The sequence below is a fragment of the Paenibacillus massiliensis 2301065 = DSM 16942 genome (assembly GCF_000377505.1).
In the GTDB taxonomy this organism is placed as follows: domain Bacteria; phylum Bacillota; class Bacilli; order Paenibacillales; family Paenibacillaceae; genus Paenibacillus; species Paenibacillus massiliensis.
This window is the reverse complement of the sequence record NZ_KB898190.1, coordinates 105543-128816: the sequence shown is the minus strand read 5'-3', so window position 1 is coordinate 128816 and position 23274 is coordinate 105543. Positions and strand designations below refer to the sequence as shown.

Here is a 23274-nt window from a genome sequence, read left to right as displayed (position 1 = left end):
GACTGAGATACGGGGCAGCCACGAGCAACAGTCAGCTGAGATACGAGAGGACCATGACCAGCATCCACGACTTCGAGAGCTTCTTACCCACATGCAGCTGCGGAATATGCCTCTGCGCTATCAGTTGATCCTGCTCTTTCTGTTATTCGCTATTGTCCCATCGGTTGGATTGGGAGCTCTGGTGAACTGGACGGTCGAACGGATCGTAGAGCGGCAGGTGGAGAGCCATACACTACAGCTGATCGGGAAGGTGAATGAGGCACTGGACAGTCAGATGGAGAACCTACAGAACATGACCTATCTGATCGGCTTCCAGCCAGAGGTCATGGCCTTCATGTCAGGACAGACGGCAGCAGATGGCTATACCGGACAGTCCGCGCATACAGCAGGCACGTCAGACTCAGGGTCTGGGGTTTCATCAGCTATAGCTTCGGCGCTGGCAACAGTCTCAGCTTCAACAGCGGTCACACCATCTTCATCATTCTCATCGTCATCATCAGTCTTGTCTTCAACAGCCGTCTCGCCATCATCAGTCTCGGCTTCAGCGACGGATTCAGATTCTCCGAAATCTGAATCGCAGCCAGCATGGCAGCAGCACTTACCGAAGGCTCCGTTGTCGGCTACGGGCGCATCATCGGCCCGGAGCCAGGATCAGCTGTACAGCATGAAGCAATACCTGCAGGGCTTTACGACACTCTATCCCGAGATTGCAGGCATTCTACTCGTCAATCAGCAAGGAGATTATATTAGCAATGATATGTATCCCAGATATGATCGCAGTCTACTGCTGGAGGATTGGTACGTCAAGGCAAAGCAGAACCCCGGTATTTTCACGGTGCTGGGCCAGCCTGATCAGCGTAACCTGACAAGCCATGCCCGCTATCAGAACAATGAGCTGGTGTCAATCGTTCGCTCGGTGACAGATCCGGCCTCAGGCCAGGTGCTGGGTGTTATCCTCATTGATCTCAAGCAACGAAGCATCTCACAGGCAGCGAGAAATATAACCCTTGGCAAATCCGGCTACGTCATGGTGACGGATGCAGAGGGGAGAAGCATCTATATGCCGGAGCTGTCGCCTATCAAGCATATTCCTCCAGAATGGTTCCATAGCGGTGAGAGCGGAGGCATATTTACTCGGGAGACAGAAGGCAGGGAGATACTGTTCATGTATCAGGCCTCTTCATTTACGGGCTGGCAGACGGTAGGTGTATTTCCTGCCGATGAATCGGTACAGGAGGTGCGCCAGATTCAATTTTATATTGTCAGCTTTGTGTTCATCGTCTGTCTGTTCGGCTTGACGGCGTCCTTATGGTTATCCCGGTCGATTGCCCAGCCTATCCTGCAATTGATGTCTTATATGCGTAGAGCAGAGAAGGGAGATCTAGGCAAGGGGAAATGGACGGAGCGAGCGGATGAGGTGGGCATGCTCGGCAGGAGCTATAACCGCATGGTAGAGCAGCTTCAACAGCTAATGCAGCTGAACAAGGTGCGTGAACGTCAAAAACGGGAAGCCGAGCTGCGCAGTCTGCAAGAGCATATCAAGCCGCATTTTCTATATAATACGCTGGATACGATTCACTGGATGGCACGTAAGCAGGGAGCTGCAGATGTGTCTGTCATGGTAGGAGCACTCTCGCGTCTGTTCCGCATCGGACTCAGTAAAGGCGATGATTATATTCCACTGCAGGCGGAGACCGAACATATCTCCAGCTACCTGCATATTCAACAAATGAGATACAGAGATCGGCTGCGCTATGAGCTGGTCGTGCCACCAGAGCTTGCGCGATTGTACCTGCTGAAGCTGCTGCTTCAACCCATCGTGGAAAATGCGATTTATCATGGGATCAAGGCCCGGCGTGGACCCGGCCTGATTCGCATTGAAGCCTCCGCAGATACAGGCAGCCTCAGGCTCACTGTGAGCGATAATGGGGCAGGCATGTCAGCGCAGCGCTTGCAGGAAATCAGAGAGCTACTGGCATCCCCTGTGGAGAAGCTGGATACGTACGAGCGAAGACAGGACCCCACTTGGACAGGAAGAAGCTACGGTATGCTGAATGTGCAGGCTCGCCTGCGCCTGTCGTTCGGTGACACATATGGAATCACAGTAGATAGTGTGGAAGGGGAAGGGACCTGTGTAACCATCATTCATCCACTTTTGCCTGATATGCCAACACCTCAGGCTGAGCGGACGGAAAGCGAGGGATTGGATTGAGCGAAGTTGTGACTAACACAAACGGAGATGGTCGTAGAGAACCTATGATGTGGCCGCTGGAAAAAGCCCGCAGCATAGGCATGAGTCCACCTACTGCTTCCTACAGAGTGCTGATCGCTGATGATGAGCCTATTATTCGTGAAGGCATACGCGAGGCCATCCCATGGTCTGAGCTAGGGATGGACGTAGTCGGTGAAGCAGAGGACGGTGAGGAAGCGCTGGAGCTTGCTCGAGAGCTGGATATTCATATTATGCTGGTCGATTTGAACATGCCTTTCCTGAACGGGATTGAGCTGATCCGTCGCTTACAGGAGGAATGTCCGGATTGTCGCTGTCTGATTATATCCGGTCATGATGAATTCGCCTATGCCCAGGAGGCTGTTCGTCTCGGTGTACAGGATTATCTGCTCAAGCCAGTAGACGACAGGCAATTATATGAGACACTATCCGATCTGCGACAGCGAATGGATGAGGAGCTTGCACGGAGCGCCTATGTGGAGCAGACGGCCATCCAATTGGAGCGACATATTCCCTTGCTCCGGCGTCGCAGCTGCCTGGAGTGGCTCGAGGGGAGCATGGGAGAGCCCGAGGTGCTGGAGCAGCTCGCCTTCCTGAGCCTGCCGCCCCATCTCCCGGTACAGATTGGACTTGTACGCTGGCCAGGAGGGGAGTCGCAGAGCATTATGCAGGAGTCTGAACGACAGCTGCTTCGATTCGGTGCCGAGAATATTATGGGGGAGCTGCTGACGGAGCTCCCGTATGTGTTGTTCCAGACGCGCGGAGGGCTGATTGGTATGTGTCTGTGGCAGCTTGCGCCTGAAGGTCTGGAAGCGGAGATTGAACAGAAGATTGGCAGCTTCCTGAATATCGCTGTACATTGCTGCCTGGAGAAGAATGAAGATGGACTGGAGGGACTTCGAGCAGCGTATCGGAACTGCCGCGAGCAATTGCAGTATGAGGCCCAGGTGTCTCCCTTGGTCCGCCGTGCACGTCAGCTCATCCGGGAGCGCTATGCCCAGCGCGAGCTTACGCTGGATTCGCTGGCAGCCAGCCTGCAGGTGTCGCCCGTGTATCTCAGTCGTGTGCTCAAGAAGGAGCTGAACGATAACTTCGTCACACTTGTCACGCGTACCCGAATTCGCAAGGCCGTGCAGCTGCTGGATTCCACCCTGCTGCCCATTCATGCGATCGCAGAGCAGACTGGATATGACAGCCAGCATTATTTCAGCACGGCATTCAAGAAGATTATGGGCGTCTCTCCGGCCCAGTACCGCAGAGGTGGGGGTACGGCTACCTAGCGCAAAGCGGGGAACCCCTAGAGAAACGACATTGGCAGCCATTAAGCTTGCTGCTCATCCACTTTTCTATTTCGTTCGAAAGAACGGCAAGCTTAATAGCGGTCGACAGGGCTCCCTGCTTGCAGCGGCTCTATACTCTCATATGATCCGATCTAATCAAGGTATAGTGGAAACAAAATGACTTCATCCGTTCCCTGGAACAGGTGAGGTCTTTTTGTGTTGTGCGTTAGACGCAGCGGCGCACTAATTTTGATGATAAGCCGAGTCCAAGGAGACAAAAGTTAAAATTTTATAAAAAAGGTTCATTCATCATAAAGACCCTGCTTATTCCCAAGTGATACCATATCCATGCAGGTGACGTACCGATATTACATTTTGAAAGCGTTATCCATTGTGCCACTGAACATCCGACATCAAGTAGCGGCAAGCACAATTCGGAACGAATGGGTTGGCGATTCAATAGGAAAGGGGACTTCGCGATGAACAAAGGAGCTGTAATGCTGTGGCTGCTGGCCATGACCCTGCTGCTATCCGCCTGCAATCTGGCAGAGAGCGGGCCGGGCAGCAGAGAGAAGGGCTACGTGGGCATATCTATGCCGACCAAATCTTCTGCACGCTGGGTAGCTGATGGAGAGAATATGGTCCGTCTCTTTCAGGAGCAAGGTTATAAGACGGACCTGCAATACGCTGAGGATGTCGTTGAGAATCAAATTTCGCAGATCGAGAACATGATTACCAAGGGCGTTGATGTCATGGTCATCGCTTCGGTGGACGGCAACACACTGACAGATGTAATTCAGAAGGCACATGATCAGGGAATTCAGGTGATTTCCTATGATCGTCTGATTCGCAATACACCTTATCTGACTTACTACGCAACGTTTGACAATTTTAAGGTAGGCGTGCAACAGGCCTCGTATATCGAGCAGCGCCTGGGACTTAAGGAGGGTAAAGGACCGTTCAACATTGAGTTGTTTGGCGGGTCTCCGGACGATAACAACGCCTATTTCTTCTTTGACGGGGCCATGTCTGTACTGCAGCCCTACATTGATGAGGGCAAGCTCGTCGTTCGTAGTCAACAGACCACGATGGCCCAGATTGCCACGCTGCGTTGGGATGGTGCGCTGGCTCAATCCCGGATGGATAATCTGCTGAGCGCCTACTACTCGACAGAACGGGTGGACGCTGTGCTGTCACCGTATGATGGAATTAGTATCGGAATTATATCCTCATTGAAGGGTGTCGGCTACGGTAGCAGTGCCAAGCCCTTGCCGATCATCACTGGGCAGGATGCCGAGCTCTCCTCGATCAAATCCATTGTAGCCGGGGAGCAGACGCAAACGGTATTCAAGGATACACGTAAATTGGCGGAGAAGACGGTAGAGATGGCTAACAGCATCTTACAAGGTCAACAGGCGGAAGTAAACGATACAGAGTCTTATAACAACGGAATAGAGGTAGTCCCGGCTTATCTGCTGGACCCTATTTCTGTCGATCAGAGCAATGTGGAGAAGGATATTGTAGGCAGCGGATATTACACTCGCGAGGAGATTGGTCTCAAGTAACAAGCAGAAGACACGAGCTGGAAAGGAGCAGGTCCATGGCTGGAATCATTCTGGAGATGATTGGCATCACCAAAGCTTTCCCGGGCGTCAAGGCGCTGGAGGACGTGAATCTACGGATTCGCGAGGGAGAGATTCATGCTTTGTGTGGGGAGAATGGAGCAGGAAAATCGACCTTGATGAAGGTGCTTAGCGGAGTGTATCCCCACGGCTCTTATGAAGGGGAGATTCGTTTTCAAGGACAGACTTGCGAGTTCAAGGATATCCGGCAAAGCGAGGAGCTGGGGATCGTTATTATCCATCAAGAGCTCGCATTAATTCCGGAGCTGTCGATTGCGGAAAATATTTATTTGGGCAATGAACGTGCCAGTAAAGGAGTGATCGACTGGAACGCCACTTATGCGGGCACGCAGCAGCTTCTGGCCAAGGTCGGACTGCATGAACGGCCAGACACGCTGGTATCCAGTATCGGTGTAGGGAAGCAGCAGCTCGTCGAGATTGCCAAGGCCTTATCCAAAAAGGTCAAGCTGCTCATTCTGGATGAGCCGACGGCAGCCCTGAATGAGAACGATAGCGAGAATCTGCTGCAATTGATGCTGGAGCTGAAGCGACAGGGCATTTCCTGCATCATCATCTCCCATAAGCTGAATGAGATATCCAAAGTGGCAGACTCCGTGACCATCCTGCGTGACGGGCACACCATTGAGACACTGGACATGAAGAAGGACGAGGTCACAGAGGACCGGATCATTAGCGGTATGGTCGGTAGAGATCTGACCAGCCGCTATCCAGAGCGACACGCCGAGATTGGTGAGGTCATTCTGGAGGTGAAGGACTGGACAGTCTACCATGAGCATCATGCCGATCGCAAAGTGCTGGAGGGGGTCAATCTGCAGCTACGGCGCGGGGAGATTGTCGGGATCGCCGGACTGATGGGAGCAGGTCGGACGGAGCTGGCCATGAGCATCTTCGGCAGATCCTACGGGCGTGGAATCTCCGGGCAGCTCATCAAGGAGGGCCGCATCATTCGCAACCGGACCGTGACGGAGGCTATTGAGAATGGGTTCGCTTATGTTACCGAGGATCGCAAAGCCTACGGTCTGATTCTGATGGATGACATCAAGCGCAACATCTCGCTGACTGGCTTGCCCAAGCTTAGTCAGAACACCGTGGTGAACGAGCATGAGGAAGTGCTGGTGGCTGAGGAGATGAAGCGCAGCATGAATATCAAGGCACCAAGCATTTTGCAGAAGACCGGCAATCTAAGCGGTGGCAATCAGCAGAAGGTGGTGCTGGGAAAATGGATATTTGCGGAGCCTGACATTCTCATGCTGGATGAGCCGACGCGCGGTATTGATGTAGGTGCCAAGTATGAGATCTATACCATCATTCATCGACTGGCTGCTGAAGGAAAGGCTGTGCTGGTCATTTCCTCCGAGCTACCCGAGATTCTCGGGCTATGCGATCGCATCTATGTTATGAACGCAGGACGAATGACCGGAGAAGTGAGCCGTGAGGAAGCATCGCAGGAAGTGCTTATGAGATATATGACTAAGTCAGGAGGCGGGAAGCATGACCATGTTGGCTAGATTGTTCAAGGGAAATGTACGGCAATACGGTATGATATTTGCATTGGTGGTCATCATGCTGCTGTTCCAGGTGTTAACGGGCGGGCTATTGCTCAAGCCGATCAATATTACGAATCTGATTTTGCAAAATAGCTATATTCTGGTGCTTGCCATTGGCATGGTGCTGGTCATTATAACAGGGCACATTGATTTGTCGGTCGGTTCGGTTGCTGCATTTGTGGGTGCGGTAGCTGCGATCATGATGGTAGACTGGCAGCTGCCGACATGGATAGCTGTTATTGCTGCCATATTGGTTGGTGGCCTAATCGGTGCCTGGCAAGGCTTCTGGGTGGCGTATGTACGGATTCCGGCCTTTATCGTGACGCTGGCTGGTATGCTGCTCTTCCGTGGTCTAACCATGATTGTGCTGGATGGGCAGTCCATCTCCCCTTTCCCTGGTGGATTCCAGAAGCTGAGCTCAGGTTTCCTGCCGGACGTTGCTTTTTCGGGGGTTAGTATCATATCGGTGGTAGTGGGTGTTGCACTGAGTGTCTGGTACATTCTGAGTGAAATGCGTGCTCGTCGTGCGCAATTAAAATATGGATTTGAGGCGGGGGCTAATAGTCTATTCCTCCTGAAGCTGGCTGCGGTAACGATCATAACGAATGTGTTCACCTTCATGCTGGCGAGCTATGCGGGCATTCCGAATATTCTGGTTCTGTTATTCGCGCTTATTATTGCCTATTCCTTTATCATGAATCGTACGGTCATCGGACGACATGTGTATGCACTGGGAGGAAATGAGAAAGCGGCTGAGCTGTCCGGGGTCAAGACGAAAAAGGTCACGTTCTGGGTGTTCGTCAATATGGGTGTGATGGCTGCGATCTCCGGCCTGATTTTTGCCGCGCGTCTGAATGCTGCTACGCCACGGGCAGGAACGAACTTTGAGCTGGATGCTATTGCAGCCTGCTTCATTGGGGGGGCTTCGGCTTCCGGGGGGATCGGAACGGTCTATGGTGCAATCATCGGGGGCTTGGTTATGGGCGTGCTGAACAATGGTATGTCGCTCATCGGCCTCGGTATTGATTGGCAGCAAGGTATTAAAGGTCTGGTACTTCTACTGGCTGTAGCATTCGATATCTACAATAAAAATAAGCGCGCTGCTTAGACACCAACATCAACCATTTACGATCTATTGCCGCTATTCATAACCTGATGTAAAGTGAGGGAGATAAGGCACTTCGAGCATTGTGTATACATCGTATCCAGGTATCTTCAACTGGATGCTTGAGCTGTATTTTGGGCCTGAATGTATGCAAAATGCTGACTTTACAGCGAACAGGGGCGATAGGGATGAGAGGGAGCATTGGGAGACTTGTGCCGGTCTGGATTACGATGAGCCTGCTGCTGGCGGCTTGTACGGGGATGCAGAATTCAGCTGCAGATCGGGAACAGCCAGTCCCGGCACAGACGCAAGAGGGGGTGAACACCCAAGGTGTAACTAAGACGGACAGCGGCTTGGGTACGAGCAGTGAGCACATGCTAGACAGCGAAGGTGCTTCAGCATCCACAACTCCAACGGCAAGCCATTCGAGTCCAGGCTCCTCATCAGCGGTGTCATCGACATCATCGTCATCAATATCATCTTCATCATCGGTGTCGTCTGCGGAACCTCTTGCAGTTCTCAATCCTTCCCTACTATTGACCGAGGGCTCCTTAGGCTTCGCAGATCCGTCAGGCAGCAGATTGTTAGTTGATTCGCCAAACGAGGGCAAGGTACCGAGTCAGAGATACAATCTCGCCGTAGGCTACCATGGCCAGCGCCTCGCTGTTCGATATATGAGTGTACAGGAGCGGAATGAGGCGGATAATGGCCGCCAGACGGCCCAGAATTTTGATCACCTGCCTGGCAGTCTCTATGAGGTTGTCGAGGGGAAGGCAGAGCCCAATGAGACCTATTTTCTGACAATGGAGCAAGACATGCCTGAAGCTGCTCAACTGGACATGACCTCTATACGTGAAGAGCAGACATCCGCTGCGCTCGTCAGCCGTCTGGAGAATACCCGGAAGCGTCAGATTCAACATATCTGGCCCTTAGAGCAGATTGACTCACAGGGTAAGCTATACCTGGTCCAATTCGAGCCGAAAGGCCAAGAACTGCTGGCCAGCCTTGTGCTTGACAGCAAGGATGGACTGATCGTGCAGGATTATCCTGCGCAGCTTGAGGGCTATTCAGCTTGGCGAGTGGACGATGGTGGGGAGGTCCTGCCAGAGATGTTCTCATTCCTGTGGGCTGCTCGCACACCGCAAGGATTCATGCTAGGTGTGCAATGGATGGGAGCAGAAGGTGAGTCCGTCACGTTCCTGTCACGGGAGCAGAACCAATTTGCGGAGCTGGACGTTACGTATGGTCGTTATATGTCACCTTTGTGACGGTTAAAGAGACGACGTATATAATCATCTTCTTTATAATTATCTTTTAAAATACTTGCGCTACTGCGATAGACCTCAGAGACGTGATAACGGATCTATGAGGTCTATTTATTTTGCTGAATATATATTGTTACTGTTATCATGCTTTTGCTATCGTTATAGCTTAGTTATATTTGAAGAGTCTTGCTGGTAGGAACGCAGATCTAGGCTCGAATGAATTCAATGCTTCTAGATTAAATTCTGTTGAATTCGATACTTCTGAAACGATATTTGATAATGATTCTCAGTGAAACTATAATAGAACTAACATAAATTCTGGAAACGGGGGTTGGAGCACGAATGGTGACACGCGATCAAATGCTGTTATGGACTTGCGCTTCCATTGATATTGTCGATATTCGACATAGCCAGCTGCAGCTGGGAGAAGAGCTGGATTATGTTGCACCTGCAGAGCTATTCCTCATATCAGGGGCAGGGATGGCTCGAATTGAGGCTGGCGATGTAATTTGCAGCTCTGAGGGCTCACCTGTCGTTCATGTCGGGAAAGGAACACGCCTTCATATCAGTCAGGTGTCGAACGGGCTGGAATACGTCCTGGTGTTGTACAAAGCCTCTCTTCCACAGCAATTACCGAGCGGGCTGCTTGAGCCAGAGCTGGCTGTGGATCGTTTTGGTTCTTGTTATGGCGGTCCTCCCGGGTCCACTGCCATGTATAGAAGCATGGCGTCCGATATGGACAGATTATGGCATCAGGAGGACCCGCTGGCGCGTCTGGAGGCGAAGCAACGCTTCTATGCCTTCGTGCAGCTGCTGCTAACAGAGCTGGAGCGGCTGGAAGGAGCCGCTGATAAGACAGAGGAGCAAGATATGATCGCTTCCGCTCTCTGGCATATGGAGGCTTGCTACAACGAGCCTATTACGCTGTCCTCTTTGGCTGAGCGATTACTAACAAGCCCGCGTCAATTGCAAAGAGGCTTCAAGACTCGCTTCGGACATGGGCCGATGGAGCATTTAATTGGCATTCGTATGGAGCGTGCAAAGCGACTGTTGGAGCAAAGCGGGCAGCCCGTTGCACAAATTGCAGAAGAGGTCGGGTATCCAGATAGCTACTATTTCAGTCGGTTGTTCAAGAAAAAGATCGGACAGTCTCCAAGAGGCTATAGACAGACACATACAGCCAATCCATTTATGACAGGAGTAAATTGCGATAATTGTCGTATTTCTCCAAGTTCATCGTCGCAAACGGTCATTGTCCCTGCCAAATTCGATAGTTATCATCAAAGGGTGAGCGCCACGCAATCCTTCCGTGCCCTATTGTCACTAACCCTGATGTGTACCGGAGGACTGGCCTACGTGGACGACAGGATTCGCATGCCTCATATGAGAGGAATATTGGAGCTTGAACGCAAGCCCGAGCGAATCGTAGTGCTTGATTATCAATATTCAGATCAACTGCTATCCCTTGGTGTCTGTCCGGTAGGTAGTGTGGCTTGCAGTATTGTAACGGATGGACTTCCTTTACCTCTGAAGCAGTTCATGGGAAGCATGTACCACCTCGGAACGAAGGAGCAGCCTGATCTGCAAGCCTTGGGCGAGCTACAACCTGATCTTATTGTCTGTACGTCATTTCAGGAGCACTGTTATGGGGAGCTGCTCGGCATAGCGCCGACAGTAATGTTTGATCGCAATGAGGATTGGCGTGTCACCCTGCTTAGATTTGGCGAGTTGGTAGGTCGACAGCATCAGGCTCTTGAGATCCTAGATGGCTTCAATACCAAGCTGGATCGACTGCGTCGCAGAATAGAAGCTGGTCATGAACAGACGGTGGCATTGATTCGACCACGTGATGGCAGCATACGACTACATACGGAGCGGCATCGAACTGCGCGCCTGTTGTATGAGGATCTTGGCCTTGCTCCGCCAGCGCTCGCAGTGAAGCAGGCCGGCACTAGCTCCTTAATTCCGTTAGAGACGTTGTCAGAGTTGCAGGCGGATCGGTTATTTGTGCTGACAGATAATTTGAATCAGGAGCAGACTCAGCTATATGAGCAGCATCCTTTGTGGAGTAGTATGAGTGCTGTTCGGAGTGGACGAGTGCGTCATTTTCACACTGCATTATGGACTGGTTATTACGGGCCACTGGCGATGAACAGGGTCATTGATGAGATTGAAGAGACATTGCTGCCGCCCATTACTTCTAATTTTCGTATTCATAATTTGTAATTAAAAAGTAAATATTCCAATTCGGATGGTGAGGGACCTATGCCTGTTACTAAACTGAGTCTAACGGTCGCCTCCAGCGCGGGTAATGAACGGGAGCGCGAGGAGCTGGCTGAGCTGCACAGCATCATTATGAATTGGGTGATCCAGATGAACATCCGCGATTGTATTCAGGTCAAAATGGAGTATGAGGCGGTTGATCAGGAGGCCCTCCCCGTAGCTGCGACTACACGTAACCCACAGTCGACAGGGCCGGCGGAGTCTGTGGTGCTGAGCGGGAGGCAGCTTGAGATTGCTGAGCTGCTGTGCCGCCACTACAGTATTCGTAGAATTGCGGAGGAATTATATATTAGCGTTAATACCGTTAAAAAGCATATTCAGAATATTAAGAAAACGCTCTGTATCGAGCAGACAGGAGGAGATTTCGTCTTTCTGCTGGCAGAGAAGCTAAAAAGCCACAGTAGAACGCAAGACTAACCCCAAATTAACACGATAAGAGTATGAATATAATCCTGCTGGATAATATTCAGTTCTACTCCATAAATGGTATGATTTAGGCAACTTACTGATAATGATTATCATTAGCGGTAGGGCATAAATCGTATCCAAGGAGTGAACCCGTATGCATCCAGCTACAGCGGCAACAGAAGCATCTGCCAACAGCCGTTATCTACAAAGCCAGCAGGAGCGTGAATCTTCGGCCCGCTCCTATCCTAGACGCCTTCCGATCGTGATTGCCGAAGCGGAGGGAGTCCATATCAAGGATATGGACGGTAAGGTCTATTACGACTGCTTAGCCGGCGCAGGAACCTTGGCGCTTGGGCATAATCATCCGGTGGTGATTGAGGCGATGAGGAATGTGTTCGATCAGAAAATTCCTCTGCACACGCTTGATCTTACAACTCCGCTTAAGGAGAGCTTTATTGACGAGTTATTCGCGAGCTTGCCTCCGTCCTTTGCCCGTCATGCCCGTATTCAGTTCTGTGGCCCAACCGGCGGCGATGCCGTTGAGGCCTCGATCAAGCTGATGAAGACGGCGACTGGCAGACGAAGCGTGCTGGCGTTCCATGGAGGCTATCATGGCTCGACCCATGCGACGATGAGCATCAGCGGTACGCTGGGGCAGAAGGAGCAAATATCAGGCCAGATGCCCGATGTTCATTTCCTGCCTTATCCGTATGCTTATCGTTGTCCTTTTGGTGTTGGAGGCGATGAGACACAGCGACTGGGTCTCCGTTATATCGAGAATGTGCTGCGTGATCCAGAGAGCGGGATCGTGAAGCCAGCGGCGATGATTGTTGAGCCTGTTCAGGGTGAGGGAGGCTCGATACCAGCTCCAGCTGAATGGCTGAAGGGGCTGCGGCGTATTACCCAAGAGCAACAAATTCCCCTCATTGTGGATGAGGTTCAGACGGGATTTGGACGTACCGGAAAGCTATTTGCCTTTGAGCATGCCGGGATTGAGCCAGATGCCATCGTGCTGTCAAAAGCGATTGGAGGCAGTCTGCCACTCTCCGTTGTCGTCTATCATGAACGCTACGATGTGTGGCGGCCAGGTGCGCATATTGGTACTTTCCGTGGCAATCAGCTAGCCATGGCAGCCGGACTCGCAGCACTTCGCTATATCAAAGAGCAAGAGCTGCCTGAGCGGGCTCGTCAACTGGGTGAGCGCCTGCAAGGAAGACTACGCCAGTTGGCGGAGCAGGAGCCTTGCATCGGGGATGTACGCGGGCTAGGCTTGATGATCGGGGTAGAGATCGTCGATGAGCATGGTAAGCCGGATCATCTGGGCCATATACCTGCAGCTCCGCGGTTAGCAGCGCAAATCCAGCAGGAATGCCTGAGACGTGGACTTATCTTGGAGGTCGGAGGTCGGCATTCCGCAGTCATGCGTTTTCTGCCACCGCTCATCGTGACGGAGGAGCAACTGGACGATATCGCTGATCGGTTCTGCGAATCGGTGCGGGCAGCCCGCAAGGATCTGTCATGCTGACAGAACGGATGACAGTGACGACGGCACAGGGGATGGCCGAGAGTATGACCGCTCGTTCGCTGCTTAATGCTTTCCTGCGGGAAAACAAAGACGCGATAGAGTCAGTCGCCGAGCTTGAAGCTGCGGCACAGCAGGGCTCAGCCGTATCACTAAGCTTGCTGCTGGCGAATAGCGCAAAATTGCGCGTCACGATCCGTTATGCCTCACTGACCGGACAGCATTTGTTCGAGGAAGGCTGGTTATTGGAACGTGGCGGCTATACTGGGCAGATCAGCTTCGAAGAGTTGGCCGAGACGCTGGTCACGGAGCTGGCACTCCGCTTTGACTCGGAGGCTCGTCTGAACACGACAGCGGTGTTGGAGCGCATACACCGTAGCGTCTCTCAACTACGGGGGCATTTGGAGCAGTGGGTGGATGCCGGGGCGGATGACAAGAACCTGAACAGGCTGGATTACATTGCCTCAGAGCAAAGTGTATTTGCAGGCCACCCATTCCATCCATATCCCAAAAGTGCCGAAGGCATGAGCGAATCCGAGCAGGATCGCTACAGCCCGGAGCGCGGTGCGGACTTTGTCTTATATTATTTCGCGGTTCATGCTTCCAGACTGCAGGAGCAGTGGCTGCAGGGGGAAGAAAGCCGCGCCTTTCCAGCGGAGGTATATGCGCAGTTCCGGCAGGCATTGTCGGAGCGTCTGAGTAGCGAGGCAGACACGCTGTACAAACCCTTGCCCATGCACCCGTGGCAGGCCCATCGCATGCTGGAGCGCCCTTGGGTGCGGGAATTGATACAGCGTGAAGAGCTTATTCCACTGGGGCCATTAGGCCCGAGGGTATACCCTACCTCATCCGTACGAACCGTCTGGGAGCCTTCCAGTCGGAATGGCTGGAAGCTGCCACTGGAGGTGCGCATTACGAATTTGATTCGTGTCAATACGCCAGAGCAGACGGCTCGTACCATGGATGCGGCATCCTTGACTGCGTTTTTGGGGCATGAACTGGTCCAGGAGCTACCTGGCTTACTTCCAGAGACGGGGTTCATCGGCCTTGTAGCGCAGGGTCAGGATCAGCCTGATCCGGCCTTCACCGTACTCATCCGACCGATGGAGGTGGATCGAGCGTCCACGTTCGTGCTGGCTTCGGTGCTGGAGAGCTGGCCGGGTGAGCATACACCCAAGCTAGCCCAGGCCATATCAGATCGTGCGCAAAATGGGGGGAATCTGCCCATACCCGATATGAAGGCATGGCTGGAATGCTATCTGCGGTTGTCTATGCTGCCGTTGCTGCGTGTCTGGGATCGCTTCGGCATCAGCTTTGAGGCGCATGCACAGAATTCGCTGTTGTCGCTGAAGGACGGCTGGCCTAGCTGCTTTTACATCCGCGATCTGGAAGGGATGAGTGTAGATCATGAGCTCGCCCGCAAGCTAGAATGGATCGGTGGCTCTATAGCGGAGGATAGCCCACTGTTATACGCCCCGGCAGAGGCTTGGCATCGCACCAAATACTACTTTTTTGTGAACCACCTCGGTTCGCTGATTCATGCTCTCGCTCTATGGCAGGGGCGGCCAGAGGGTGAAGGCTGGGCTGTCGTGCGTAGTCTGCTGCTAGAGGAGCGGGAGCGTGCGAGTGTGCGACTGCGTCCGTATGTGGAAGAGCTACTGAATACGGATACGTTGCCGGCGAAGGCCAACTTTTCCAGTTGCCTGGCGGATAAGGGAGATACGCCTTCGTACTTGGGAATTCCGAATCCAATACGAGAGAGCTGTCTTTCACCCGAAAGGGGTTCGCGCGGTAACAGCATTTTAGGTGAGCAACGGAGAATGTGATGGGGCAACGAAGAGTGTAATAGAAGCAACGAAGAGTGTAATAGGAGCAACGAAGAATGTAATAGCATTAACAGAGAATGGTGCATGAAAGGTAACATAAAAAGCAACGTGAAGAGTACCATGAAGGGCAGCATAGAAGATCAAGGTGGAAAACAGCATGGAAGACAATGTGGAGTATGATCATCTTACCGTGAGCAACGAGACTGTGAGAACTGAATGGATAGGCTTCAGACATCACAGCATGTTCCACACCAACAATGAATGCAATGAAAGGAAGACGGGCCAAGATGGAAGCTTGGAAGCGTAGTCTATACATCCTGTGCATCGGCCAGTTCCTAGCTATGGCCTCCGTCAGTTGTGTGACACCGTTTCTGCCCCTGTATCTGCAGGAGTTGGGCGTGCATGGACAATCAGAAGTGATGCTCTGGTCGGGAGCGATCTACGGTGCGAATCTGCTCAGTGCCTTTGTCCTTGGTCCCTTCTGGGGAAGACTGGCTGACCGCTATGGACGCAAGCCGATGCTGCTGCGCTCCGGCTTTGGCACGGCGCTGACGATCACGCTGATGAGCGTGGTGAACGGTCCGCTGGAGCTCTTCCTGTTGCGTTTGGTAAATGGTATGCTCTCTGGCTTCAGTCCAGCTGCAGTAGCGCTGATCGCGAAGAATGCTCCCAAGGAAAGAAGCGGCTATGCGCTTGGCGTCCTGCACTCCAGTTCGGTTGGCGGCACGATATGTGGTCCGCTATTGGGAGGAGCACTGGCGGATCAATTCGGCTTCGCACCTGTATTTCTATACATCGGGATAGGGATATTCGCTGCTTCGCTGGTTGTTCTGTTCGGTGTACATGAGCAGCGGGAGGAGACAACGAGCCAGATGCAGACGACGGGATTGCGAGGGGATTTTAAGGAAATCATGTCCCGTCGCGCCATGCCCACATTGCTAGTCTCGGCCTTCTTGCAGCGGGCGGCTATGGTAGGTACCTTGCCATTCATTCCATTGTATGTACAAATGCTGGCGCCTGGCAGCGATAATATCGCACTGCTCGCAGGATTTACTGCAGCCGCAATGGGTGTAGCCAATATGCTATCGGCACCACAACTGGGCAGACTCGGCGATCATTATGGACAGCGGCGAGTGCTGAATGGAGCGCTGTTCGGCGCCGTTGTGCTCATGGTTCCTCAGGCCTTCGCACAGCAGCTGTGGCAGCTGATTGCTCTTCGTTTTTTCAGTGGCGCCTGTCTTGGTGGACTTGGCCCATCACTGAATGTGCTTGTAAGACGTTATGCTCCGTCTGGGATGGAGAGCCGTTCCTTCAGCTATCTCAACTGCGCGCAAATGGCAGGAGGTCTGCTCGGCTCGATCGGATTGGGCTGGATGGCTGCGGCTTTTGGCTTGCGTTATATATTTGTAGGCTCGGCGGTGCTGCTCGCGGCCAACTTCGTTTGGATGTGGACAGCAGAGCGGCGGGAGGGGGTCACGAATACAGATTCCCTGTCGGGTGAAGCTGCATCGGATACAAGCATGATCCAATCGGAAAAACGGGAGCTATAGACAGCACTATCGACGGAGAGGCGTTATCTTGCTGGACGTCCTCCCGGGTGTGTCTCACCGCTGGCAATCCAGTGGTGGTCAATACATCGACCTGATCCAAGATATAAGTGATAGTGAGGTATAAGTGATAGTAAGGTGTGAGTATAGTCCAAGGTGTGAGTGATCATTTGATTAATTCGTAAAACAACGTATAAATGAAATTAAAAGAGGTGAGCAAACACATGAAACTTTGGAAGGAAATCGACCCGCGCAGCCTAGCGATTCGCTCTCAGCACTACGAGGCGGCAGAGCGACGCGTGCTGGGACAATTGCTTGAAGCTGTGCTGTACGAGGAAATTGCTTTGCCTAAGGAAGGCCTGCCACAGGCAGGCGAGAGCCGAATGGTGGAGCTGGCTGGACGTTCAGCGTCTGGAGAGGTCGTTCATTACCGTTGTGTCTGCCGCCGTAAGCTCAGCTTTGAGCGGATTCGTCTTGATCGTGAATCGCTGGAACGGATCGGGCCAGACGGAGAGTCATCTCCTGCACGACTTGCGCTTTTTGTGGATGAAGTACTGGGTCAATATCAGCAGGGGGAGTTGCTGCTTCGTTTGCAGGAGGAGCTGTCACGCACGTTGCTACATGACGCAGAATCCCGCGCCTGGCGTGTAGAAGAGGGGGCACAGCGACAGCGTGATCATGCGGAGGGAGAGCTCGATGGTCATCCGTACCATCCTTGCTTCAAATCCCGTGTTGGATTTGATGCCAGTGACAACCGTCATTACGGACCGGAGTTCGGTGAGCTACTGAAGCCGGTATGGGTAGCTGTCTCACGTTCCTATGCGCAGCTGTCACTGCGTCGGGGCATGAAGGAGGAGGAGTGGTTGCAGGAGGAGCTTGGGGAGAGGGTTCTGGCGGATTTTCGCGCCGTGATTCTCCATAGCGGCTATGATCCAATAGATTACCTGTTCCTGCCCGTGCATCCTTGGCAATGGGAGCATGTAGTGGTGCCTGCACTGCACCGTGAAATAGCGGAAGGTATCGTACTGCCATTAGGTTATGTAGAGGATGACTATCGGGCGCAACAGTCCATTCGCAGTCTGGAAAATGCAAGCGATCGCAGCAAAGCAACATTGAAGCTGGCACTTGGTATTGTAAACACGTCGACTCGCCGCATGCTGGCACGACACACGGTGCTGAATGCTGCCTTGGTGTCGGATTGGCTGCATGATCTGGTGGCGATGGACCGTACACCGAACAAGCCGGAGTTCGCGCTATTGGATGAGTATGCCGGTATAGCCTTTGATACGCAGGAGCTGTCGCCCTCGGTGCGTGAGCGGGCTTACGGTGCGCTGGGCGCCATTATGAGGCGCGGTGTGGGAGCTGTTGTGCGGGATGGCGAGCAGGTGCTTCCTTTTGCCGCGTTGTCACACCCGGAAGGAGAGCAGGCAGACCTTGTAGGGGAGTGGATAGCCCGATATGGGGCAGATCAATGGCTTGGCGAGCTACTTGAGGCATCGGTTACACCGCTTATTCATCTACTGTATGCGCATGGAGTGGCGCTGGAGTCACACGCGCAAAATATTCTCCTGCTGCATCGAGACGGACGACCCGTGCGCATCGCGCTACGCGATTTTCATGATGGCGTTCGGTATTCCCGGCGCTTGCTGCCACAGCCACAGCTCTGTCCAGAGCTGCATCCCGAGCCTGCGGCTCATTTGGCTCAGAATCGCCATTCCTATATGCAGACGGATGACCCGGATGCTGTTCGGGATTTTCTGCACAGCGCATTCTTTTTCGTCTGTCTGGGTGACCTTGCCCTCTTCTTGCATGAGCGTCATGGCATCGCAGAGGAGTCCTTCTGGGAGCGTGTAGCCGGAATTATCCATCAATATCAGCAGAGCCACCCTGAGTTCGCAGCTCAGTACGAGCTATATGATCTATTCTCGGATAGCATTCGCATTGAGCAGTTGGCCCGCCGCCGTCTGTGGCCTGATACGCAGGTCGATCCGAGGTGGGTGCCTAATCCACTTCATGCATTTCGTGCTGTGAAAGGAGTGGGCGTTCATGCCGAATAAGTTGGTTGAAGAGGAAGCACTACGACGTGTCATGGAGGATCTGCTGAACACGTTGCTGGCTGAAGAATTGTTAAATGGGCTAATCATGCTCACACCAGCAGCCTGTGATGCGCTCGCTGAAGCGGATGAAGGGTTCGATTCCGTCTGGGAGCTATATCGAAGCCAAGCAGCGCTCACTGCTCAGCGAGCAGGTGCCAGAGTGGGTGCTATAGAAGCTGCTACACAAGGTGCCAGAGCAGGAGATGAAATAAGTGCTATAACTGGTGCCAAACCAAGCGTCACTAGTGCCAAAAAGAATGTCATAACAGGTGCAACGGAAAGCACAATAAATGGGGAGAGAAATAGTTCAGCAGAAGCTGCTGTAGGACCTGCTCTAGGATCTACTGTAGGATTTGAGCCAGAACAGGGCATAGATTCAGAAGCATCCGAAACGATGCTAGGCCTTTGGCGTTCGTCCAAGGACAGAACGATGGTCTTGTTCGCCCTTCGTCCCTCCGTGGTGCAGCGCTGGCGTTGCATCCCGGGAGCCGTGGTAGTAGGAAGTAATACTAAGGGAAGAGCCCGACTTCTATCTCCGTCAGAGCTTATGCGCTTGGTTGCTGACAGTCACGGGGAAGCAGCCGGAATACAGCCTGAAGGTACCGACGTGTTCATTGACATGCTGCAGCAGACGATGAGACAGATCTCGTGGTCGCTGGAGCGTCGTGAGCCCTATTCGGACCAGCTGTCACTACCGCCGGAGCATGCTCTGCTCTCGCTGGAGCGTTATGCCGCAAGGCGGGACCGTCCATTCCATCCGGTAGCAAAGGCGAAGCTCGGCTGGGGTCAGGAGGAATGCGGGAGCTTTACGGCGGAGGCGGCAGAGCCGATCAAGCTGCGCTGGATCGCCGTGCAACGGGATCGCCTGCTGAGTGGAGCGGATGTTGCGAGCGTGCTGCCGCATGAACTGTTGCTCTCTGAAGGAGAACAGCAGAAGCTGGCGGAGGAGTTAACCCGCCGTGGGCTGAAGGATACGCACGTTGCCTTGCCTGTGCATCCATGGCAGATGGAGCATATGCTGCCGAGTCGTCTGCGCCCAGAGCTGGAGAACGGCGCTTGTATCCCGCTGGATATAGAGGCAGGCACCTATTATGCTACTTCATCTGTACGCTCATTAATGAGCCTAGAAGCAACACCACGGCATGTGAAGCTGCCGCTGGGCATTCGCTCACTGGGTGGCCTGCGTTATCTATCTGCGATCAAGATGATGAATGGCGTTCGTGCCGAGAGCTTGCTGCGACAAGCCCGAGAGCTTGATCCGGTCCTGAGCGCACAGCTGTATTTATGCGAGGAAGGGCGCTGGTGGGCATTGAGACCTGAGGACGATGACTTGTTCGCGGACAACCCACGCCATCTCTCGGCACTGGTTCGCACTTATCCAGAGGAATTAATGAGCGACGACAAGAAGCGGCTTGTCCCGATGTCGGCTCTGGCTGCGGAGAGCAGTCAGGCATTGCTATTCGCCGAATGGCTGCAGGAACGAGATCTTCCAAATACAGCGGAGTCTGCACTGGAGCTATTCCGTGAAGTCGCCGAGACGTTCGGCGAGCTGTCATTGCGCCTTCTGCGCTTCGGGCTCGTACCAGAGGCGCACGGGCAAAATGCAGTCCTCGTCCTCCATGAAGGAAAGGTATCGGGACTCCTGCTGCGTGATCATGATGCGCTGCGCGTCCATGTGCCATGGCTGCAGGAAGCAGGTCTGGCTGATCCCGAATATGTGCTGCGTCAAGGCGTGCCTAATTCTCTTTATCATGATTCGCCACAGCAGCTTATTGCGTTCTTCCAGATGCTTGGCATTCAGGTGAATTTGTTCTCCATCATGGATAGCTTAGCCAACGCCTACAGCCTCTCTGAGGAGCGAATGTGGTCAGAACTTAAGCAGGCTCTACAGACGGCGATGGAGCGAGCGGCACTGCCTGAACAACAGGAGGGGGTTATCTCCAGTTGTCTGTTCACCACTGAGAAGTGGCCATGGAAGCAGATCGTCCGACCATTGCTCGCACAGACGTCCAAGGTACCAGGCAGCATGCCATATGGCAAAGGTGAAATGCCGAATCCACTGCGTGCTGTCCAAGCTGAAGAGGAGGTGCCCTATGTTGCGTATTGAGCCTCATGCCAAGCCATTGGCGCCAGAGCTTCTAGAGCTATATCGCACCATTCAGCCCTCTACGATTGGACATTTGACCGACTTCGGTTATATTCGCGGGATACGGCCCTTATTTCATCCGATCCGCTTGCTTGGCTCAGCCCTTACAGTAAGGCTACCCCACCTGGATTCTGCAGCGCTACGTGAGGCGCTGGAGATGGCTCAGCCCGGGGATGTGCTCGTCATCGACATGTCAGGTGATGAGGATCGGGCCTGCTGGGGAGAATTCCGGGCCTACAAAGCCATAGCCAAGCAAGTAGCCGGAGCAGTCGTATCGGGATGCGTCTCGGATGCAGCAGCGCTGAGACAGCTTGGTTTTCCAGTGTTTTCGCGTGGTATCAGTGCTCTGACCACCCGCTCGCTGGAGCTGGAGGGAGAGGTGAACACCTGCATCAGCGTGGGGGGTGTAGCGGTACGTCCTGGTGATCTGATCATCGGAGATGAGGACGGGCTGTTCGCCATTGATCCCTCGCGAGCAGAGGAGCTGGGGCGGAAGGCTGTGGAGAAGCAGCAGCGTGAGCAACGCACCCGTGACAAGCTTGGGTACAGCCATATTGGCGAAGGAGGAGAGGGAGTATGAGGGCAATCGACCAAGGAAAACGTCAGCTTCACCTGAATCTGTTCTTGCTCAGCACAGGACATCATGAGGCAAGCTGGCGTCATCCCGATGCTAGTCCGCAGCTGGCAACTGACTTTCGCTATTATGAGCGACTGGCCCGGATGGCTGAGCAGGCGAAGATGGATTCCATCTTCATTGCAGAGAAATACCGATTGAACAAAATGACGAAGTACCGCGTCATTCCGCAGCTGGAGGCATTCACCATGCTTGCCGCGCTATCAGCGGTAACGGAGCGGATTGGTCTCACTGCGACGGCGTCGACTACCTATAACGAGCCTTTCCATATCGCTCGCAAATTCGCCTCGCTGGATCACATTAGTGGTGGCCGAACAGCCTGGAATATCGTGACCTCAACGGGTGATGCAACTGCCCGTAATTTTGGCAGGGATAACCATCTCGATCACTCGCTTCGCTATGATCGCGCTCATGAATTCGTCGAGGCAGCCGTCAAGCTGTGGACTGGCTGGGCTGAAGATGCGCTATTGATCGATCAGGAGGCTGGTCTATATGCGGATATGAACCGGATCAAAGCCGCTGACTATGAGGGCAAGCATCTATCGGTGGCTGGTCCGCTCAATCTGCCACGATCTCCTCAAGGGGTGCCCGTGCTTGTACAGGCAGGCTCCTCTGAGGCTGGTCGCTCATTCGCGGCTCGGTGGGCGGAGCTTGTGTTCACGGCACAGCCTTCGATGGAGTCGGCGATGGACTTCTATACGGATTTGAAGGGCAGGCTGAAGCTATGGGGACGCCGACCTGAGCAGCTGAAGATTTTGCCGGGGCTGATTACCTTTGTGGGGGATACCGAGGCAGAGGCGAAGGAGAAGGAACGCGAGCTGAATGAACTAAGTGCTTCCGAATACGGGCTCTATAATTTGTCAGCGTTGCTGCAGACAGATCTGTCGGATTGTCCGCTGGACGGACCGCTTCCTTATGAGCGCTTACCTCAGCTTGAGCAGATACAGGGCCAGAAAGCGCGCTTCCAGCTCTATGTCAATCTTGCACGTGAGGAGCAGCTGTCGATCCGAGAGCTGATTATCCGAACAGCGGGAGGAAGAGGACACTTTACTGTAGCAGGTACGCCGATCCAGATTGCCGATACCATGCAGCGCTGGCTGGAGGCAGGTGCGGCCGATGGCTTCAATCTGATGCCGCCACTATTGCCGACGGGACTGGAGGATTTTGTGACGAAGGTCATCCCTGAGCTGCAGAACCGCGGTATCTATCGTACAGAGTATAGTGGAAATACACTGCGTGAGCACTTGGGACTGACTGAACTGCCTGCCACACAGCTAGTCTGAGGCATACTACCACTGTTGTTCAGGCCAAGATTGTGAGTGGACACAATATATAGTGAAATCAACAAGGGCTATCCCGAGAGGGATGGCCTTTGTTGATTTCAAGGTTTAGATCGGAGGATACGGGTCAATAACAGCTTGGTAAGGGGACGAGCTTGTTTTTGAACAGAAGCTATTTTGTAGCATCGGAGGTTCAATGCAAACCGGCTCAAGATCGCGCTGTAAAAACCTTGATACAATAAGGATTTTTGGTTACGAAAAACGGGGCTTTATGTGAACATAGTGGGATATAAAGAGTTTATTTTCCGCTATCTTGGCACTAGAATTGATTGGTTTTATATGAACGTAGTGGGATGTGAAGCGAATGGAAGAACTCCTTGTTAATTGGGGTGAACGCCTTAGGTAACAAGGTTTTTTGTAATGCAGTTTTAGAAGCTCAATGCAAAATGTCTCGAAATTAGT

The 23274-nt window shown here is 53.1% G+C and carries 16 protein-coding genes; all 16 read left to right on the top strand.

Features of this window, described 5'->3' with window-relative positions:
• The first annotated feature begins 106 nt into the window (after positions 1-106).
• On the top strand, positions 107-2212 hold the full coding sequence (locus D328_RS29070; protein WP_233426198.1) for a sensor histidine kinase: 2106 nt from the start codon (positions 107-109) through the stop codon (positions 2210-2212).
• A gap of 47 nt (positions 2213-2259) precedes the next feature.
• Positions 2260-3510, top strand: a complete 1251-nt coding sequence (locus D328_RS0113245) for a response regulator transcription factor (RefSeq protein WP_018885503.1) — start codon at positions 2260-2262, stop codon at positions 3508-3510.
• A gap of 479 nt (positions 3511-3989) precedes the next feature.
• Positions 3990-5075, top strand: a complete 1086-nt coding sequence (gene chvE, locus D328_RS0113240; protein WP_018885502.1) for a multiple monosaccharide ABC transporter substrate-binding protein — start codon at positions 3990-3992, stop codon at positions 5073-5075.
• Between the two features lie 35 nt (positions 5076-5110).
• Positions 5111-6661: a multiple monosaccharide ABC transporter ATP-binding protein gene (gene mmsA, locus D328_RS0113235; protein WP_018885501.1), complete on the top strand. Its 1551-nt coding sequence runs from the start codon at positions 5111-5113 to the stop codon at positions 6659-6661.
• Complete coding sequence (gene mmsB / locus D328_RS0113230) at positions 6645-7808, top strand: multiple monosaccharide ABC transporter permease (protein ID WP_018885500.1); 1164 nt, start codon at positions 6645-6647, stop codon at positions 7806-7808. The genes mmsA and mmsB overlap by 17 nt, the downstream gene beginning before the upstream one ends.
• Before the next feature lie 185 nt (positions 7809-7993).
• The gene (locus D328_RS29065) at positions 7994-9073 is read left to right on the top strand and encodes a hypothetical protein (RefSeq protein WP_018885499.1); all 1080 of its coding nucleotides are present in this window, start codon (positions 7994-7996) and stop codon (positions 9071-9073) included.
• 339 nt (positions 9074-9412) lie between these two features.
• Positions 9413-11296, top strand: a complete 1884-nt coding sequence (locus D328_RS0113220; RefSeq protein WP_018885498.1) for a helix-turn-helix domain-containing protein — start codon at positions 9413-9415, stop codon at positions 11294-11296.
• Positions 11297-11335: 39 nt separating this feature from the next.
• Positions 11336-11770: a response regulator transcription factor gene (locus D328_RS0113215; RefSeq protein ID WP_018885497.1), complete on the top strand. Its 435-nt coding sequence runs from the start codon at positions 11336-11338 to the stop codon at positions 11768-11770.
• Positions 11771-11915: 145 nt separating this feature from the next.
• Positions 11916-13286 (top strand): diaminobutyrate--2-oxoglutarate transaminase, encoded by a 1371-nt coding sequence (locus D328_RS0113210; RefSeq protein WP_018885496.1) that lies wholly within the window; start codon positions 11916-11918, stop codon positions 13284-13286.
• Complete coding sequence (locus tag D328_RS0113205; protein ID WP_018885495.1) at positions 13280-15109, top strand: IucA/IucC family protein; 1830 nt, start codon at positions 13280-13282, stop codon at positions 15107-15109. The genes D328_RS0113210 and D328_RS0113205 overlap by 7 nt, the downstream gene beginning before the upstream one ends.
• Before the next feature lie 157 nt (positions 15110-15266).
• On the top strand, positions 15267-15416 hold the full coding sequence (locus tag D328_RS31245) for a hypothetical protein (protein WP_018885494.1): 150 nt from the start codon (positions 15267-15269) through the stop codon (positions 15414-15416).
• Positions 15397-16659 carry an MFS transporter gene (locus tag D328_RS0113195; protein ID WP_018885493.1) on the top strand — a complete coding sequence of 421 codons (1263 nt, stop codon included), beginning with the start codon at positions 15397-15399 and terminating at the stop codon, positions 16657-16659. The genes D328_RS31245 and D328_RS0113195 overlap by 20 nt, the downstream gene beginning before the upstream one ends.
• A 221-nt stretch (positions 16660-16880) precedes the next feature.
• Positions 16881-18713 (top strand): IucA/IucC family protein, encoded by a 1833-nt coding sequence (locus tag D328_RS0113190; RefSeq protein ID WP_018885492.1) that lies wholly within the window; start codon positions 16881-16883, stop codon positions 18711-18713.
• Positions 18703-20859: an IucA/IucC family protein gene (locus D328_RS29060; protein ID WP_018885491.1), complete on the top strand. Its 2157-nt coding sequence runs from the start codon at positions 18703-18705 to the stop codon at positions 20857-20859. The genes D328_RS0113190 and D328_RS29060 overlap by 11 nt, the downstream gene beginning before the upstream one ends.
• A complete protein-coding gene (locus D328_RS0113180; protein ID WP_018885490.1) occupies positions 20846-21478 on the top strand; it encodes an RraA family protein in 633 nt (210 codons plus the stop codon). The genes D328_RS29060 and D328_RS0113180 overlap by 14 nt, the downstream gene beginning before the upstream one ends.
• Entirely contained in the window at positions 21475-22815 is a 1341-nt protein-coding gene (locus tag D328_RS0113175; protein WP_018885489.1) for an LLM class flavin-dependent oxidoreductase, read from the top strand. Before D328_RS0113180 ends, D328_RS0113175 begins: the two co-directional genes overlap by 4 nt.
• Positions 22816-23274 lie beyond the last annotated feature (459 nt).

What these genes read in the sequence shown, in the direction of transcription:
- D328_RS0113215 (WP_018885497.1), top strand. Translation starts at nt 11,336, where the DNA reads ATGCCTGTTACTAAACTGAGTCTAACGGTCGCCTCCAGCGCGGGTAAT.
- D328_RS0113210 (WP_018885496.1), top strand. Translation starts at nt 11,916, where the DNA reads ATGCATCCAGCTACAGCGGCAACAGAAGCATCTGCCAACAGCCGTTAT.
- D328_RS31245 (WP_018885494.1), top strand. Translation starts at nt 15,267, where the DNA reads ATGGAAGACAATGTGGAGTATGATCATCTTACCGTGAGCAACGAGACT.
- D328_RS0113190 (WP_018885492.1), top strand. Translation starts at nt 16,881, where the DNA reads ATGAAACTTTGGAAGGAAATCGACCCGCGCAGCCTAGCGATTCGCTCT.
- chvE (WP_018885502.1), top strand. Translation starts at nt 3,990, where the DNA reads ATGAACAAAGGAGCTGTAATGCTGTGGCTGCTGGCCATGACCCTGCTG.
- D328_RS29060 (WP_018885491.1), top strand. Translation starts at nt 18,703, where the DNA reads ATGCCGAATAAGTTGGTTGAAGAGGAAGCACTACGACGTGTCATGGAG.
- D328_RS29065 (WP_018885499.1), top strand. Translation starts at nt 7,994, where the DNA reads ATGAGAGGGAGCATTGGGAGACTTGTGCCGGTCTGGATTACGATGAGC.
- mmsB (WP_018885500.1), top strand. Translation starts at nt 6,645, where the DNA reads ATGACCATGTTGGCTAGATTGTTCAAGGGAAATGTACGGCAATACGGT.
- D328_RS0113180 (WP_018885490.1), top strand. Translation starts at nt 20,846, where the DNA reads ATGTTGCGTATTGAGCCTCATGCCAAGCCATTGGCGCCAGAGCTTCTA.
- D328_RS29070 (WP_233426198.1), top strand. Translation starts at nt 107, where the DNA reads ATGCCTCTGCGCTATCAGTTGATCCTGCTCTTTCTGTTATTCGCTATT.
- mmsA (WP_018885501.1), top strand. Translation starts at nt 5,111, where the DNA reads ATGGCTGGAATCATTCTGGAGATGATTGGCATCACCAAAGCTTTCCCG.
- D328_RS0113220 (WP_018885498.1), top strand. Translation starts at nt 9,413, where the DNA reads ATGGTGACACGCGATCAAATGCTGTTATGGACTTGCGCTTCCATTGAT.
- D328_RS0113205 (WP_018885495.1), top strand. Translation starts at nt 13,280, where the DNA reads ATGCTGACAGAACGGATGACAGTGACGACGGCACAGGGGATGGCCGAG.
- D328_RS0113195 (WP_018885493.1), top strand. Translation starts at nt 15,397, where the DNA reads ATGGAAGCTTGGAAGCGTAGTCTATACATCCTGTGCATCGGCCAGTTC.
- D328_RS0113245 (WP_018885503.1), top strand. Translation starts at nt 2,260, where the DNA reads ATGTGGCCGCTGGAAAAAGCCCGCAGCATAGGCATGAGTCCACCTACT.
- D328_RS0113175 (WP_018885489.1), top strand. Translation starts at nt 21,475, where the DNA reads ATGAGGGCAATCGACCAAGGAAAACGTCAGCTTCACCTGAATCTGTTC.